14 protein-coding genes are annotated in these 18125 nt (G+C 38.9%); 3 read left to right on the top strand and 11 right to left on the bottom strand.

Going from position 1 to position 18125, the window contains the following annotated elements; all coding sequences use genetic code 11:
* The first annotated feature begins 182 nt into the window (after window positions 1-182).
* Together G7Y57_RS01100 and G7Y57_RS01095 are read left to right on the top strand one after the other, a co-directional pair.
* A complete protein-coding gene (locus G7Y57_RS01100; RefSeq protein WP_165020324.1) occupies window positions 183-482 on the top strand; it encodes a Dabb family protein in 300 nt (99 codons plus the stop codon).
* A gap of 3 nt (window positions 483-485) precedes the next feature.
* The gene (locus tag G7Y57_RS01095; RefSeq protein WP_255491300.1) at window positions 486-1157 is read left to right on the top strand and encodes a DNA alkylation repair protein; all 672 of its coding nucleotides are present in this window, start codon (window positions 486-488) and stop codon (window positions 1155-1157) included.
* Here the strand turns inward: G7Y57_RS01095 and G7Y57_RS01090 are convergent.
* The 9 genes from G7Y57_RS01090 to G7Y57_RS01050 form a co-directional block, all read right to left on the bottom strand.
* Window positions 1154-1777, bottom strand: a complete 624-nt coding sequence (locus G7Y57_RS01090) for a 4'-phosphopantetheinyl transferase family protein (RefSeq protein ID WP_165020323.1) — start codon at window positions 1775-1777, stop codon at window positions 1154-1156. The two genes, G7Y57_RS01095 and G7Y57_RS01090, sit on opposite strands and share 4 nt — an antisense overlap.
* 105 nt (window positions 1778-1882) lie before the next feature.
* Complete coding sequence (locus G7Y57_RS01085) at window positions 1883-3664, bottom strand: biotin/lipoyl-containing protein (protein WP_165020322.1); 1782 nt, start codon at window positions 3662-3664, stop codon at window positions 1883-1885.
* Window positions 3665-4056: 392 nt separating this feature from the next.
* The gene (locus G7Y57_RS01080) at window positions 4057-5982 is read right to left on the bottom strand and encodes an FISUMP domain-containing protein (RefSeq protein WP_165020321.1); all 1926 of its coding nucleotides are present in this window, start codon (window positions 5980-5982) and stop codon (window positions 4057-4059) included.
* Window positions 5983-6289: 307 nt separating this feature from the next.
* A complete protein-coding gene (gene gltA / locus G7Y57_RS01075) occupies window positions 6290-7762 on the bottom strand; it encodes an NADPH-dependent glutamate synthase (protein WP_165020320.1) in 1473 nt (490 codons plus the stop codon).
* A gap of 4 nt (window positions 7763-7766) precedes the next feature.
* A complete protein-coding gene (locus G7Y57_RS01070) occupies window positions 7767-8549 on the bottom strand; it encodes a sulfide/dihydroorotate dehydrogenase-like FAD/NAD-binding protein (protein WP_165020319.1) in 783 nt (260 codons plus the stop codon).
* Window positions 8550-9473, bottom strand: a complete 924-nt coding sequence (locus G7Y57_RS01065; RefSeq protein WP_165020318.1) for a YeiH family protein — start codon at window positions 9471-9473, stop codon at window positions 8550-8552. It lies immediately after the preceding gene.
* A 7-nt stretch (window positions 9474-9480) separates the two neighbouring features.
* Window positions 9481-9900, bottom strand: coding sequence for an rRNA maturation RNase YbeY (gene ybeY, locus G7Y57_RS01060; RefSeq protein ID WP_165020317.1), 420 nt, complete (start codon window positions 9898-9900; stop codon window positions 9481-9483).
* A 140-nt stretch (window positions 9901-10040) separates the two neighbouring features.
* A complete protein-coding gene (locus G7Y57_RS01055; protein ID WP_165020316.1) occupies window positions 10041-11264 on the bottom strand; it encodes an isocitrate dehydrogenase (NADP(+)) in 1224 nt (407 codons plus the stop codon).
* Window positions 11265-11285: 21 nt separating this feature from the next.
* Window positions 11286-12161: an alpha/beta hydrolase gene (locus G7Y57_RS01050; RefSeq protein WP_165020315.1), complete on the bottom strand. Its 876-nt coding sequence runs from the start codon at window positions 12159-12161 to the stop codon at window positions 11286-11288.
* A 159-nt stretch (window positions 12162-12320) separates the two neighbouring features.
* Between G7Y57_RS01050 and trpS the strand changes: the two genes are divergently transcribed.
* Complete coding sequence (trpS, locus tag G7Y57_RS01045) at window positions 12321-13310, top strand: tryptophan--tRNA ligase (protein WP_165020314.1); 990 nt, start codon at window positions 12321-12323, stop codon at window positions 13308-13310.
* A gap of 55 nt (window positions 13311-13365) precedes the next feature.
* On the opposite strand, the gene G7Y57_RS01040 is transcribed toward trpS, so the two are convergent.
* Window positions 13366-13719 (bottom strand): TM2 domain-containing protein, encoded by a 354-nt coding sequence (locus G7Y57_RS01040; RefSeq protein WP_221412100.1) that lies wholly within the window; start codon window positions 13717-13719, stop codon window positions 13366-13368.
* 120 nt (window positions 13720-13839) lie between these two features.
* Window positions 13840-18123 carry a DNA-directed RNA polymerase subunit beta' gene (gene rpoC / locus G7Y57_RS01035; RefSeq protein WP_165020312.1) on the bottom strand — a complete coding sequence of 1428 codons (4284 nt, stop codon included), beginning with the start codon at window positions 18121-18123 and terminating at the stop codon, window positions 13840-13842.
* Window positions 18124-18125 lie beyond the last annotated feature (2 nt).

Genomic DNA, 18125 nt, shown 5'->3' with positions numbered 1-18125 from the left:
TTAGATTTCTCAATAGTAAGACATGTTAACAAATATAGGTGATGCAACCTGTTGCACGTATCAATAATTGACATATTCGTTTTGATAATTGATATTTAAACAGAATAAAATTCAATAGCCGAATATCTTGCTTATGATCTCATTAATCGCTATTTTTGCCTACTTATAAATCAAAAAGCAACATGGTAAAACATATCGTATTCTGGAAACTCAAAGAGGAAGGGCATGGTAATAATAAAGAAACCAATGCCCTATTAATCAAAGAAAAGCTCGAAGCCCTTAGCGGTAAAATAGATGGTTTGCTTAAAATAGAAGTAGGTATCGATTTCTTAGGCGGAGCTAACTATGATGTTGCGCTATATTCTGAACTGGCAACTAAGGAGTCGTTGGATACTTACCAAAATCATCCTTTACACCAAGCTGTACTTCCATTTGTAAAAGAAGCTGTAGCTGATAGAAAAGCAGTGGATTTCGAAATATAAGAAATGGAGAAACAAGAAGATATTATTAGAGACATACGCACTCGTTGCCGTATGGCTATGAACGGCATGGCTTCTGCAAGTATGCGCGAACGTGGACTTACTTACAAATTAAACTTCGGATTAGTCATTCAGCAAATCAAAGATTTGGCAGGACAATACGAAGCGAATGCAGAGTTAGCCGAAACTCTTTGGAAAGAAGAGACCCGCGAATTGAAGATTCTATCGACGTTTCTGTACCCTATTGACAAATTCTCGCCCGATACAGCGAACAGATGGGTTACTGAAATCCCTAATCAGGAAATGAGAGAGCAAGTATGCCTCAATCTATTCCAAGAGCTTCCTTTTGCCGATCAGCTGGCAATAGCATGGGGAAATAGTGAAGACGAAAATATACGCACATCAGGCTATTGGTTATTAGTAAGACTACTACTGACAAAGAAATTTGAAGGGGTACTCACTGCTGATTACTTTTCACATATCTGGGAAGATATTATAACTGAAAATACATTTCTGAGAAATGCAGCTTTGCTAATCCTAAAACATATTGGCCGTCAATCGAAAGATGAAGCTAACCTTATTTTGGAAAAAGTATCTATATATAAAGACGATCAGGATTTGTTAAAACAAGAAGCTTATAACAGTCTAGATTTCGAGTTCGAATTCTTTTTGGGTTAATTATCTAATATGAGATAGGATAACACAAAATCAGTCTCTACCTGATAGAAGGCACTAAAATTATGTACCTCATTCGTCCTGCTTTCTGAGGCTTTAAACCAGCCTCTTATTTTTGGCGTAAACGGATGTATGTATAAATGCTTTAAGAAATCTACCCCCTCCACATCCAGCAACTTGAACATTGCTTCTTTTACCGACCAGTGAAGCAGTAGATGTATCAACTCGTTATCCTTATCGATATACTCTCTTTCTGAGATAATACGTGACTGAACACGTCTTATTTTATCCGAGATTTTCTCAATATCAATACCAACCTTATGATGTTGATTTAGAGCCACCGCAACATAGCCTTTAGTATGTGAAACACTAATATTGCATGATGCATCTTTTAGATACGGACGACCCGATGGGTAATAAACAATCTCTTTTTCGTCACCTGCCAACTCTTTGAGTAATACCCTAACAGCCAGCATTTCCAAAATACGTGATTCTGATTTAATAGAAAGAATTCCTCCCAACCAATCGTGATGGTCAAGCAAATGCAAAAGTTCTTCTTTCGATTCTTCTATTTGCCATACACCTAGTATTGTATCTGATATTTCTTCTTTTAAATAAAGCATCGGGATTGTATTATTCGGACAAAGAAACGGATAATTGAGATAAAAACAAAAACGAGAGAAAGATAAAATCCTTCCCCCGCTTTCAATATATAAAGGTTGATCTTTTTAACCGATATAAGCTAGCACTTGATTCTTTTGAACCTTAGCACCTTGCTTAGTTTCTATTTGAAGAATTTTACCCGATGCCAATGCTTTTACCTCCTCTATACCGTAGTATGTTTGGATAAAGCAAATAACATCTCCTTCTTTCACCGGCGTACCGATTACAGGAGCTGTAGAAACATCAGCAACATCTATCTGCCAGATAACCTGTCCGCTTATAGTTGCCTGCAATGGTTTTGCATCAGGATATTTAGCTTGGATAGCTTCTGCATCGAATGCAGGAACATCCACCACCTGACGAGTCACAATAATTGGAGCTCCGGCTTTCTCTTTTGCCGTTTCCAATTCTTTGTTGAAACGCTCTTTAGCCAAACCGGATTTATAATCACGGTATTGACGATCATGCATAGCAAGTTCGAATAATTCTTCATCATCCTGACCATAATCCCATCCGTTCTCATCCATTTCTTTACGATACTTATCCAATTCGTCCGGATATTCATCTTGCGGATTACCTGTATAGAATTCCAGATTTTTCGATTTAGCAAGCTCTATGATTTCATCATCTAATTTACCAGGAAGCTGTCCGGCTTTACCCAGTATCATATTCCAACTATCTTTATCAATGTTAGAGAAACGAGGTTGACCTTGTGCCATTGCAAAGATATTCATCAATGCAATATTCTTAGTATATTGGCTGAACGGTGTTACCAATGGAGGATAACCTAATTTAGGCCATACATATTCTACTTCCTGGAATAGTTCAACAACCAAGTCGTTCAACGAAACTTCAGGTTTACCATTATTACGAAGAGCCATATTGATAGCCGGATGCATTGTACGCAAATCAGCCATCATAGACCCCATCATCCCACCCGGAAGACCACAGCCTACAAGTAGTGAGTTCATTATTTTGTTAGACGGGTCGATAAAATAACCCAAAAAGTCGTCGATGAAAGATTGTGTCAAAGCACGAGCTTCCATATATGCTTTCATGTTGATGTCAGGCACAGAGAAGCCTGCATCTTTCAACATTGCTTGTATAGTAATAATATCCGGATGGATCATACCCCAAGCCAATGGATCGATAGCAGTATCTAAATAGTCGGCACCTGCACGAGCTACTTCTAACATAGAAGCAACAGAAAAACCGGGACCTGTATGACCATGATATTCGATTGGAATATTCGGGTGACGATCTTTAAGCGCTTTAGTAAGCTTACCTAAGAAAGCAGGACGACCAACACCAGCCATATCTTTCAAACAAAATTCTTCTGCACCGAAGTCTACCAGTTTATCGGCAAAATTCAGGTAGTAATCTACTGTATGAATTGGAGAGTGAGTGATACAAAGAGCTGTTTGAGAAATCATACCAGCCTCTTTTGCATACTTAATAGATAATTCGAGGTTACGGGCATCATTCAAACCGTCAAAAGAACGAGAAATATTTGTTCCTTGTGCATGTTTCACTTTAAACATCAAACGACGCACATCTTTTGGCACAGGATACATACGCAAAGCATTCAGCCCACGTTCCAGCATATGTGTTTGGATACCTACCTTGTTAAAAGGCGCAGTCCAATCACGTACAGCTTTATTTGGATTTTCGCCATACATAAGGTTTACCTGTTCAAAAGCTCCACCATTAGTCTCTACACGGGCAAAACAACCCATGTCGATAATAACCGGCGCGATTTGAGTTAATTGATCTACACGTGGCTGGTACTTTCCTGATGACTGCCACATGTCACGATAAACAAGACTAAATTTGATTTCTCTTCCCATAGTGTTTTTATATGTTGGTATGAAAGAACAAAAGAATTAAATTATAGCTATTTGCCCTTCAAATTTGTTAATTCGTTAACTACACAACTATTTCTCTGATAGCAATACAAATTTAGCCTTTATCTTCAATTAGGAGAAATATTTAAATACTAAAATTATCAATTTGTCATAAAAAAACAAGTTAATTCTTTAAGTTCGTAAAAATGGCTTAAATAGTGCACAAACAGCCTATAAGTGAGCAAGAAGTTTGCAACTTATTTTCAAAAAATCAGTTAGAACATAATAGATGCAATGTGAGGTTAATAAAAAATAAGCCACCGTTTTTTTAACTGATGGCTTACTCTATAAATTAATGCATGAACTGAACAAAATACAAGATTCCTAACAATATATTAGTCTTTCTTACATCTTACCGACATACTTACAACATTGACATAAGCTGTCCGGCTAAGAATACCTCCTGCTCCGGAGTAACTGGAGTAAGACACCCCATATGTACGATTGCTATAAGCGACCCGGCTGCTCGCGTGAAAACTAAATCCCGACCCAAAAGACGCTGTGCCACCTCGTTGAGCATAACCTGCAAGCAGCGCTGAAAAACCACCGCGATTTAGACTATTGGAGGTAGAGGTGCTATTTTGGCAAATATCAAGCATTGAAAATACTGTAGGAGCAGTGAAGATCCCTCCGGGAAGTGTCAATGTACCACCAATATCAGGAGTAGAACTATATTTGGACGTACTCCTTTGTATTTCGTTTTCGAACATAGTCCATTCATAATCGGATGGCAAATGCCAGCCTGCTGGGCAAATACCTTGCCGTTTCGCAATATTAACAGCGCTTTCCTCTGTCGATTGAGATATATTCAAAGAGCCTGTAGCCGCTGAATTATTGTACAATAAACCCAGATGTTTATTTTGATTGTAAGAAGTAGCATCGCCAGCATCTGTTGTACTCGGATTGGGGTATGTCCAATAAGGGGAGGTGAAAGATTCAGCCAAGCTATTTGTCATAGCAGGGGGAACAGCGTTACCATCGGTACGGACAGGATCGTATTGTTTAGCAGCCAGATTAGTAGTCATCCAGCGACCTGCAGCACCAAATGAAGCAGAATAAAAATCATTTCCATCTTGATCCTGATGCTTCAGCACTTGGGTTCCCCAAGAAGCAATATTTGCGGGCGCTTGAGGCACTGAACTCACATCAGGCATCCCCTCAGACCCTATACACGACATGGCTGTAACAACGATATCGGCAAATCGCTTTGGGGAATAAGTATCTTCAAACCTCATTTTAGCTTCTGCATATCTTGTATTACTCCCTGCTGCTTTCGCCTTGTAGTAAAAAAAAGTAGAATTTGTCGATCCTTTTTTGTTATCGGCTCCACCGGTTACAGGAGTGGCACTTTCCAGTATGCCCTTAGGATCTTCTACTGTTACTTTCCAGATGGTGTTACCTTTAACAGTAATATTTTTGTTAACTGTATTATATAGAGGGGCAACAGAAAAATCTGTAAAATTACTTACACTACTTTCAATCAGACTAATCGCATAATTAGTTTGATTGAGGCTTACTGTTCTCATTACTTCTCCACCACATTTATTGCTCGGTATTGTAAAGACCACCTGTGTTTCTCTTGTCTGCCAAGGATTAGTAGCTATATCGGCAATATTACTCATATTAGCAGGTTGAAAACTATAAATAGTAGGATTAGAAGACAAAGGACTACTCCACGAGCTTATAGGATTGCCGGATGCTACAACGACACCACCGCCATATGAATCCGATCTGGAAGCTATTGTAACTTCTGCTTCTTTAGGCGTCCAACTCACCGATAATTCTTGCAAAGGAATAGTTGCTCCACGGGCATCTAAGCCACTGGGAATATCTATCATAACATTTTGGTTCAATCCATTTAATGAAATACCAGGTATAGCATAATCTAACATCTTAAGCGCAGGACGCCACTTGTCTCCATCCCAAAGATATAAACCATCCGAAAAATAACCATCGCATTTCTCTGTATTATACACCCACAGACCCGTATGGTTCAGCTTGTAATCAGGATCAGCAAGTTTCTGCTCGGGTGTTAGTAAATCGTCAAGATCGTTGGGAACAGTTAGTTTTACTCGTGGCAGAAGTAAGCCTTTAGTAGATGTTGTGTTATCCGCAGCAGGGGCATACTCTTTCAAATCGAGCAAAGCACCTTGTATCGCTTTCTCACTCGAACCGATAGTTACCTGAGCATTTAATGGAATACTTAAAATGATTATTGCAAGAATACTTAAAACAGAGATGAAATTATTGGTTTGTTTCATTTTATAAAGTTTTGTTAGTTTGTCTTCAAATCAAGTCATAAAATCGGACATCGAAAGATAAAAAAAATAGAAATCGGGTTAATTTCCATATTGAAATTAACCCGATTCTTATATTTAGAATGATACTTTGTGTATTAGCAACTAAAAAAAGAGTTTTATCTTTTATCTTTAATTAAGTCAATTTTACAATTAAAATCATCAGAACACAAAGAGCTATTCTTAATAAAGTAGTCATTAGAATAGCATAATGTCAATTTCTTCTAGACTACAAAGATAATAATTACTTTTAAAAAACTGAGTCTAAATATCATTTTTTCAATGCAGCATCCATTGCAGCAGCAGCTTTACGGCCGTCACCCATAGCAAGGATAACAGTTGCACCGCCACGAACAATATCTCCTCCGGCATAAACATCGGGAAGATCAGATTGCATCGTGTCCTGATTCACTACAATTGTACCCCATTTAGTTACTTCAAGTCCTTTAAATGATGATGGAATAAGCGGATTAGGTGAAACACCTACACTTACAATCACCTCATCTACATCGATCCATTCCACAGCACCTTCGATAGGCACAGGTTTACGGCGACCCGATGCATCAGGCTCTCCAAGTTCCATTTTTTGAAGCTGCATACGTTGCACACGTCCATTTGCATCCCCTTCATATTGAAGCGGATTGTGAAGTGTCATAAATTCGATACCTTCTTCTTTGGCATGCTTCACCTCTTCGAGACGAGCCGGCATTTCTTCTTCCGAACGACGATAAACGACCATAGCGCGCTCAGCACCCAGACGGCGAGCTGTACGCACCGCATCCATTGCTGTATTACCCGCACCAATGATAGCAACTTTCTTACCCATTTGAACAGGGGTATCGCTTTCGGGATTAGAGGCGTCCATCAGATTGACACGAGTCAAAAACTCATTTGATGACATAACACCAATTAGGTTTTCACCCGGAATATTCATAAAGTTAGGCAGTCCCGCTCCACTTGCAGCGAAAATACCTTTAAATCCTTCTTCTTTCAGATCTTCGTGTGAGATTGTTTTTCCAACAATGCAGTTTTTCACAAACTTAACTCCCATCTTACGAAGAACATCGATCTCAACATCCACAATTTCGTTCGGCAAACGAAATTCAGGAATACCATATTTCAATACACCGCCAATCTCGTGGAGTGCCTCGAATACCGTCACATCGTAACCTCTCTTCGCCATATCTCCGGCAAAAGAAAGACCTGCCGGACCTGAACCCACCGCAGCGATTTTTATTCTGTTAGCAGGAGCTAATTCGGGTAAAGACACCTTTCCGCTTATGCGCTCATAGTCGGCAGCAAAACGTTCAAGGTTACCGATAGCAACCGCCTCTTTTTTCATCTTCTGAACGTAGATACATTTGCTTTCGCATTGCTTCTCTTGCGGGCAAACACGTCCACAAACAGCGGGAAGAGCGCTTGTTTCTTTGAGAACTTTAGCAGCTTCGAGGAACTCGCCTCTTTCTATATTTTTTATAAAGGTAGGGATATTGATACTTACCGGACAACCTTCCATACAGGTTGGGTTAGCACAATCCAGACAGCGTGCAGCTTCGAATAAAGCTTGCTCCTCTGACAACCCTAAATTTACTTCTTCTTTCAACGAATGACTTCTATATTCAGCATCCAGTTCGGGCATATGTACACGAGTTCTATCCGAACGTTCTTTTGCCTTCATATTTCTACGGAGTTCGTCTCTCCAAGGTTCGCTACGACGAGCCTGTATATATTCTTGTTCTGTCATATCTTTAGTTATATGCTTTTAATCTCATTAGCATTTCATCGAAATCTACTTCGTGTGCATCAAATTCAGGACCGTCTACACAAACAAATTTAGTTTTGCCCCCTACCGACACACGGCATGCACCACACATTCCTGTACCATCTACCATTATCGTGTTAAGTGAAGCCATTGTAGGAATATTATATTTCTTAGTGAGAAGGGATACGAATTTCATCATAATAGCAGGGCCGATAGTCACACACAGATCAACTTGCTCCCTATTGATAACCGATTCGATACCGTTAGTAACAAGTCCTTGCTGACCATACGAACCATCATCTGTCATCACTATCACTTCATCTGAAAATTCAGCTACTTGTTTTTCAAGAATAACTAAATCTTTTGTTCGTGCCGCTAATACAGAAATAACCCTGTTGCCTGCTTTTTTCATTGCTTCCATGATAGGTAACATCGGCGCAACACCTACTCCACCTCCGGCACAGATAACAGTACCGTACTTTTCGATATGGGTAGCTTGTCCCAACGGACCAACCATGTCGGTAATATAATCACCAGCATTCAAGGCACATATTTTCTTAGAAGATTCCCCTACCGCTTGTATAACAATAGTGATCGTCCCTCTTTCGTTGTTAGACGAAGCTATTGTAAGAGGAATACGTTCCCCCTTATCTCCGACCTTCAAGATTACAAAGTGACCAGCCTTGCGACTACGCGCAATCAAAGGAGCCTCGACCTCAAATTTGACTACATTCTCAGAGAAATACTCTTTATCTACAATTTTATTCATTTAAAACATCAATTTAATCCAGTACAATGATGATATACTTATAATTATCCACAGAATAATACCTAACAGAAATGCTCTCAACCCGACCTTTTTGACCTCCTCTATTTTTATAGAAGTACCAATAAAAAAGAGGGATACAGTCATTCCTTTCTTTCCCAACCAACTAAGATGCGCATTTGTATCCTCCATTCCCGGCAAGTAACTACCGATAAAGATAGCTGCAACAAAAAGAAGGATAAACCAGGGAATACTTATTTTAGAAGTCGATTGTTTATTATAAAATGCCAGACACAGTGCCAATGGAATAATCCAGAGTGTTCGTGTCAGTTTTACTGTTGTTCCTACCTGCAATGCTGTTTCGCCGTAAGCAGCACAAGCTCCTACAACCGAACTTGTATCGTGAATTGCAATAGCTGCCCAATATCCAAAAGCTGTCTGATCCATTGACAAATAATGCCCTACTATAGGAAACACAAACAAAGCAACTGCATTCAGCACAAAAATAACAGCTAAAGAAAAACTTATCTCATTATTTTTAGCATTCAATACCGGAGCTACCGCTGCAATAGCGCTTCCTCCACAGATGGCTGTTCCGCTGGCAATGAGTAATGTTGTATTTTTTTCGACCTTAAGCAATTTGCCAACCACAACCCCCAATATAATTACTGTTATAACAGAGATTATCGTTATCAAAAAACCTGTCTTTCCTGTATGAATAACTTCACTAACGGACATTGCAAAGCCCATACACACTACAGAAGCTTGCAAAAGATACTTTGTCAATTTTCCTGTTTTTACAACTTCCTCTCCTTTATACAAAAAGGCTAGCAGAATACCTGCAAACAAAGCCAATGGCGGCGAAAAGAAAGGAAACAAGCAACAGACAGGAATAATATAAAAGAGTTTACTCAGTACTTTTTGCATGACTTATTTAGTTTTTCAGCATCTCCAAAGCTTTATTTTCGCATTCGGTCATATGCTCTCTAGCACCGGGAGCTTTATCGTCTATTCCGCAAAGATGCAAGATCCCGTGGATAATAATGCGATGAAGTTCTTCCGTATAATCAGTTTTGAATTCTTCCGAATTACTTTTTACTGTATCCAAGCTAACGAAAATATCTCCCGAAATAATATCACCCTCGGTATAATCGAAAGTAATGATATCGGTATAATAATTATGCTGTAAATATTGATTGTTTATCTCAAGTATCTTTTCGTCAGAACAAAACAGATAAGCAACATCGCCTACTTTTTTTCCATAGTGAGCGGCAACAGATTTTATCCAGTTAGATATTTCTCTCTTTTTTATAGAAGGCAGTTTGACACCTTCGGCTTGATACAGGATTGCCATGATAGTTTTAGCGTTGTTCTTAGGGTTCGATATTGAAATATTACAAAGATAATTTATTCTGCTTTTAGGGCAAGCATAAAAAACAAAATAAAAGGAGATAGAATGCTCATTCATCTCCTTTTATCATATAATATGTATTTTTAAGCTAATTTTGCTCGCAAACCCTGCTCAATAGCTTCCAAAAAGTTTTCGGTATTTAGATAATCCGAAGACTGCATTTTATCACCATGCACTAGCAGAGCCAAGTCTTTTGTCATCTTGCCTTGCTCTACTGTTTCGATACAGGTTTCTTCCAGCTTATTAGCAAAATCGACCAATGCTTCATTACTATCGAGTTTACCACGATGAGCTAAACCTCTTGTCCATGCAAAGATAGAAGCAATAGGATTAGTCGAAGTCTCTTTTCCTTGCTGATGCATTCTGTAATGGCGCGTCACTGTACCGTGAGCAGCCTCAGCCTCCATTGTCTTACCATCGGGTGTCAACAAGACTGATGTCATTAAACCTAATGAGCCAAAACCTTGCGCTACCGTATCCGATTGCACATCGCCATCATAATTCTTACATGCCCAAACAAAACCGCCATCCCATTTAAGAGCAGAAGCAACCATGTCGTCAATTAAGCGATGTTCGTAAGTGATTTTTGCTTGCTCGAAAGATATTTTATAATCTTTCTCGTATACCTCTTGAAATATATCTTTGAAACGACCATCGTAGGCTTTCAGAATAGTATTTTTAGTAGAAAGATAGAGCGGATATTTTTTCTCTAGTGCCAGTTTAAAACATGAATTAGCAAAGCCATAAATAGATTCGTCTGTATTATACATTCCCATTGCTACGCCATCTCCATCAAAATCGTAGATAGTACGAATTTCAGGCTCTCCACCTTCGGGGGTGAAGGTGATTGTTAGTTTCCCTTTTCCTTTTGTAACAAAGTCAGTCGCTTTGTACTGATCGGCATTCGCATGACGACCTATCACAATCGGCTTAGTCCATGTAGTCACCAAACGAGGGATATTGCTTATGATAATCGGTTCGCGAAATACAGTACCTCCGATTATATTACGAATTGTACCATTTGGCGATTTCCACATTTTTTTCAACCCGAATTCCTCTACACGAGCTTCATCAGGAGTGATGGTAGCACATTTCACCGCTACATTATATTTTTTAGTAGCCTCGGCACTATCGATTGTCACCTGATCATTTGTAATATCTCTATTCTCTACACTTAAGTCAAAATATTTGAGTTCTACATCTACATAAGGAAGGATTAATTTTTCTTTTATATATTTCCAAATGATTCTCGTCATTTCATCGCCATCCATCTCAACTACAGGATTCGCTACTTTTATTTTCTGCATATATCTCTTATTGTGTTTAAATTATTTATTCTCTATATCTTTCAACCACATAGCCAGCAGATCCAGCATTTGACTGTGGTATTTAAAATCTTTATTCATTCCCCAACCATGATGCCCCTCGGGGAAGATATACATAGTTGCCGGGATATTTTTATTTTTCAATGCTTCGTAATACTGAGTACTATTAATTGGGGGAACACCATCGTCATCGTCACTAAGCAATAATATAGCTGGAGGTGTTGCATCTGTTACCTGCTTCTCGTTTGAGTATTTCAACACATCCTCCGGAGACGGATTATCTCCCAACAGATTCGTCCTCGAGCCTCCATGTGTTACGGTTCCCATTGTGATAACGGGATAAAACAAGATTGAAAAATCGGGACGCATATTAATTTCGGAAGAAATAATATGAGTAGATAATGTAGAAGCCAAATGTCCTCCGGCAGAGAATCCTGCAACCCCAACTTTGTTGGAATTGACTTCTAATTTTTCGGCATTAAGTCTGATATATTTAATAGCTTCCCTTGCATCGGCAAGAGGTATATCTGTATGTTTATTAGGCATTCTATATTTTAAAATGGCAGCTGTAATTCCCTGTTTATTGAGCCATTCTGCAAACTGTATGCCTTCATGATTGAATGCCAACCCTGAGTAACCACCTCCGGGACAAATAATAACAGCTATGCCGTTTGCTTTTTCCTTTTCCGCCTGATATATCCATAACTCGGCTTCCGATACATTTAATATCCAACTATAATTATCACCTACTTGCTCAGCATCTTTTAGCTCATTACTCGAAGGTGCTCCCTCGGGCCATAGCTTAATTATTGTTTGCGAATTAACTTTCATCATAGTAAATAAGAGAAAGAGACTGATTATGTAAATTCTTTTATTCATACAAAGTGGTTATAATTACATGATACATCTAGAGATTTACCGATATAAAGACAGACTGATTTGGTGTAAATAATCCCGTAATTCAAAGATATGAATTTTAGAATTGAAAAAGAATTTACATTTTGATTATCTTTGTTAGATAATTGATTTTTAAAATATATGGAAACAGTAGTAAGCGGTATACGCTCGACAGGAAATTTACACTTAGGAAATTATTTCGGGGCACTGAGAAATTTCATAAAAATGCAAGAAGAAAACAAATGCTTTTTCTTTATTGCTGATTATCATTCTCTGACAACACATCCCGACCCGAAAATATTACATGGTAATGTAAAAAATGTACTAACAGAATATCTTGCCGCAGGAATTGATCCCGATATATCGACTATATATGTACAAAGCGATGTACCTGAAGTATGCGAACTTTATCTTTTGCTAAACATGCATGCTTATATGGGTGAATTGGCAAAGACCGTTTCATTTAAGGAGAAAGCCCGTAAGCAACCCGAAAATGTAAATGCAGGTCTGCTTACTTACCCAACTCTGATGGCTGCCGATATATTGATGCACAATGCCAACAAAGTGCCGGTAGGTAAAGATCAGGAGCAGCATTTGGAAATGACCCGCAAGTTTGCACGCCGATTCAATAACTTCTATAATGTTGAATATTTTAAAGAGCCTGTTGCTTACAACTTTGGTGGAGAGCTTATCAAAATTCCGGGACTAGATGGTAGTGGAAAGATGGGTAAATCAGAAGGCAATTGTATTTATCTGGCTGAAGATGCTAAAAGCATAGAGAAGAAAGTGAAACGTGCACTTACCGACGAAGGCCCGAAAGAACCAAACTCGGTAAAACCGGAGTGCATAGAAAATTTATTCACCATACTAAAAGTTGTTTCTACAGATGAAGTAGTAAAACACTTCGACGAGAAATGGAACACATGCGAAATTCGCTATGGTGATCTGAAGAAACAATTGGCAGAAGATATTATCGCTGTAACATCCCCTATTCGTGAGCGAATTCTAGAAATACAGAATGATGATGCATACTTGCATAAGGTTGTTACGGAAGGAACCGCCAGAGCCCGTGAGAGCGCTTCTAAAACACTGAAAGAAGTACGCGAGATAATGGGATTTAAAAACTTCTAAGAAGTGAGTATTCTATATAAAAAAAGCCTAAACAATTGAGTTTAGGCTTTTTTCTTTATTTATTCTTTACATATCGTCCGTCTCCGTCTTTGAAGCTACCGAGAGCTAAGAGAATTATATCTACCAACATCCAGATACCACAGCCTCCTAATGTTATTAGTTGAATAATACCAATCATCGTATTATTGGTATAGAAACGATGTATACCAAAACAGCCCAAGAAGGCACACAAAACAATTGTTGTTAACCAATCTTTATCGGATATGGTCGGATCATCATTTACCGTAGAAGAGTTATATCTATTGTAGGGAGAAGTAAATTGCCTTACTCCGCATTTGGGGCATATTTCCGCATTGATATCTATAACTTGCCCACAATTAGAGCAATACTTTTCATACTCAGTTTTCATGATAATTTCATTTAGATTATTGATATGAAACAAATGTAGAAAAAAAGTAGATTCAAATATCATTAAAATAAGAAAGGAGTGAAAATTTTCACTCCTTTCTTAACTATATAATAGAAATAATTATTCTACAGTATCAAAATCAACAACAGTCTTTCTGTTTGCTGTAATTCTGTCGAAATCTTCTTTCGTACCAACTACAAGCTTTTCGAATTCGCGTTGTCCTGTACCTGCCGGTAACAAGTGACCACAGATTACATTCTCTTTCAATCCTTCCAGTCTGTCAACCTTAGCATGGATAGCAGCGTCGTTCAATACTTTTGTAGTTTCCTGGAACGATGCAGCCGACATGAAGCTTTGAGTTTGAAGGGCGGCACGTGTAATACCTTGAAGTATTTGGTTAGCCGTTGCAGGGATAGCATCACGTACTATTACCGGACTCATGTCTTTACGCTTAAGCATAGAGTTTTCGTCTCTCAGCTTACGGGCAGTAACAATTTGTCCCGGCTCGAACGTTTCAGAATCACCCGATTCAAGAACAACTTTCTTACCCCAAATTCTGTCATTTTCTTCCATGACATCATATTTGTCGATAACTTGTTGTTCAAGGAAGCGTGTATCACCCGGATCGATCACTTCTACCTTGCGCATCATTTGACGAACAATAACCTCGAAGTGTTTATCGTTGATTTTCACACCTTGCAAACGGTATACATCCTGTACCTCATTTACGATATATTCCTGAACAGCGGTTGGTCCCATGATAGCCAAGATATCTGAAGGAGTTGTAGCTCCGTCCGACAATGGCATACCTGCTCTGATAAAGTCATTTTCTTGTACAAGAATTTGTCTTGATAGAGGCACAAGGTATTTCTTCACTTCGCCCAACTTAGAAGTAACAATAACTTCTCTGTTACCACGTTTGATCTTACCAAATGAAATTTCGCCATCGATTTCAGATACAACAGCAGGATTAGATGGATTACGTGCTTCGAATAACTCGGTTACACGAGGAAGACCTCCGGTGATATCACCAGCCTTACCTACTGCACGAGGAATCTTAACAAGAACATCTCCGGTCTTAATCGTATCGCTATCATCTTTTACAATGTGAGCTCCAAGAGGTAAACTGTATGTTTTGATTGTCTTACCTTTCTCATCCAAGATGTGAGCTTCAGGAGCCTTAGTCTTATCACGAGATTCGATAATGATTTTCTCCTTCAATCCAGTTTGCTCATCCGATTCAACTTTGTATGTTACATTTTCAATAACATTTTCAAACTTGATTCGACCTGTAGCTTCAGAGATAATAACCGCATTAAATGGATCCCACTCACAAATAAGCTCATCTTTCTTAACTTTCGCTCCATCTTTGAAGTAAAGTTTAGAACCATAAGGAATATTGTGTGTAAGGAGAACAATTTTGGTATTAGGATCAACAAGTCGAAGTTCAACCAATCGGCTAACAACGATTTGAGTTTTCTTACCAGCCTCGTCTACAGCATCAACAACACGCAGGTCGTCGATCTCCAGAACTCCATCATATTTTGCGCTGATTTTATTTTCAGTAGCAATGTTAGAAGCAATACCCCCAACGTGGAACGTACGAAGTGTAAGCTGTGTACCCGGCTCACCAATAGACTGAGCAGCAATAACACCTACAGCTTCACCACGTTGAACCATACGTCCGGTAGCAAGGTTACGTCCGTAACATTTACCGCAAACACCTTTCTTAGATTCACAAGTTAATACCGAACGTATTTCAACATGTTCGATCGGTGAATCCTGAATAATGCGAGCAGCTTCTTCTTTAATTTCTTCTCCTGACTCTACGATAACATCGCCAGTCAACGGATGTTGAATATCATGAACTGAAACACGTCCTAAGATACGTTCGTAAAGTGAAGCAACAACTTCTTCGTTGTTCTTCAATTCTGTACAAACAAGTCCACGAAGTGTACCACAGTCTTCTTCATTAATAATTACATCTTGAGAAACGTCAACCAGACGACGAGTAAGATATCCGGCATCAGCTGTTTTCAATGCTGTATCGGCTAGACCTTTACGAGCACCATGGGTAGAGATAAAGTACTCTAACACCGACAGACCTTCTTTAAAGTTAGACAAGATCGGATTCTCAATAATTTGAGCTCCTTCTGCCCCACTCTTTTGTGGTTTCGCCATCAATCCACGCATACCTGATAACTGACGGATCTGTTCTTTCGAACCACGGGCTCCCGAATCCAACATCATATATACAGAGTTGAATCCTTGATCATCTTCCGAAAGTTGTTTCATTAAGATATTCGACAACTTAGAATTGATATGTGTCCATGTATCAATTATCTGATTGTAACGCTCGTTATATGTGATGAATCCCATATTATAGTTCGACAGAATAGTTTCTACTTCGTCATAACCTTGTTTCACCAGCGTTTCTTTTTCTTCAGGGATAATTACATCTTCGAGATTAAACGACAATCCTCCACGGAATGCCATCATATAACCAAGATCTTTAATATCATCAAGGAACTGAGCTGTTTTAGCAACTCCGGCTATCTTAATAATATTACCGATAATATCACGAAGAGATTTTTTAGAAAGAACCTCATTTATGAAACCTACTTCGATAGGTGTGTTTTGATTAACCAATACACGACCTACTGTAGTTTCACGCATAAGTTTAGCTACATTGCCATTCTCGTCAAGATCATTAACATACACTTTGATAAGTGCATGAATATCTACTTTCCCTTCGTTATACGCTATAATAGCTTCTTCGGGACCGTAGAATATCAGACCTTCTCCTTTTGCTCCCGGACGAATTTTCGTAATATAGTACAATCCTAATACCATGTCCTGAGAAGGAACAGTAATCGGCGCACCATTGGCAGGGTTAAGGATATTGTGAGAAGCAAGCATCAACATTTGTGCTTCCAAAACAGCTTCGTTACCTAACGGTAAGTGAACAGCCATCTGGTCACCATCGAAGTCGGCATTGAACGCCGTACACGATAGTGGATGCAGTTGAATAGCTTTACCTTCTATCATTTTTGGTTGGAATGCCTGAATACCCAAACGGTGAAGAGTTGGGGCACGGTTAAGCAACACTGGGTGTCCTTTCATTACGTGCTCAAGAATATCCCAAACAACAGGTTCTTTACGATCTACGATTTTCTTCGCAGATTTTACCGTTTTAACGATACCGCGCTCAATAAGCTTACGGATAACAAACGGTTTATATAGTTCGGCTGCCATATCTTTCGGCAAACCGCACTCATGCATTTTCAATTCAGGTCCAACGACAATTACCGAACGAGCCGAGTAGTCAACACGCTTACCCAACAAGTTTTGACGGAAACGTCCTTGTTTACCTTTCAAACTATCAGATAGCGATTTAAGAGGACGGTTAGCATCAGTCTTAACAGCACTTGATTTACGTGAGTTATCGAACAATGAATCAACCGCTTCTTGAAGCATACGTTTTTCGTTACGTAAAATTACTTCAGGAGCTTTGATATCAATCAATCGTTTTAGACGATTGTTACGAATAATAACACGACGGTACAAGTCATTTAAGTCAGACGTAGCAAAACGACCACCATCTAATGGAACAAGCGGACGAAGTTCTGGTGGAATTACAGGAACGATTTTCACAATCATCCATTCAGGACGATTCTTACCTTTCGATCCACGGAATGCCTCCACAACTTGAAGTTGTTTCAATGCTTCGTTCTTACGTTGTTGAGAAGTATCTGTACTTGCTTTATGACGAAGTGTATTTGCCAACGAATCAAGATTGATACGTGCCAATAGGTCATAAACAGCTTCAGCTCCCATTTTAGCAATAAACTTGTTAGGATCTGAATCATCTAACAGTTGATTTTCTTTAGGAAGTGAATCTATTATATTCAAGTATTCTTCTTCTGTCAATAGATCTCTATCTGCAACACCTTCTTCTGCTTGAATACCGGCTTGTATTACGACATAACGTTCGTAATAAATGATAGTATCTAATTTTTTTGTGGGGATACCTAGAAGGTAACCCATTTTGTTAGGTAGAGAACGGAAATACCAGATGTGAGCAACCGGAACCACAAGATGAATGTGGCCAGTACGCTCGCGACGTACTTTTTTCTCTGTAACTTCAACACCGCATCGGTCACAAACAATACCCTTATAACGGATTCTCTTATATTTTCCGCAATGACATTCGTAATCCTTTACAGGTCCGAATATACGTTCGCAGAAAAGACCATCACGTTCAGGTTTGTAAGTACGGTAGTTGATTGTTTCGGGTTTCAAAACTTCACCGCTCGATGCTTCCAGAATTTCTTCAGGAGAAGCAAGGCTTACGGTTATTTTCGAGAAACTACTCTTTACTTTATTTTCTTTTCTAAAAGCCATAT

The sequence above is a fragment of the Dysgonomonas sp. ZJ279 genome (assembly GCF_011039205.1).
GTDB lineage: Bacteria > Bacteroidota > Bacteroidia > Bacteroidales > Dysgonomonadaceae > Dysgonomonas.
Note: the sequence above shows the minus strand (reverse complement) of the source record. Positions and strands in the feature narration are given on the sequence as shown.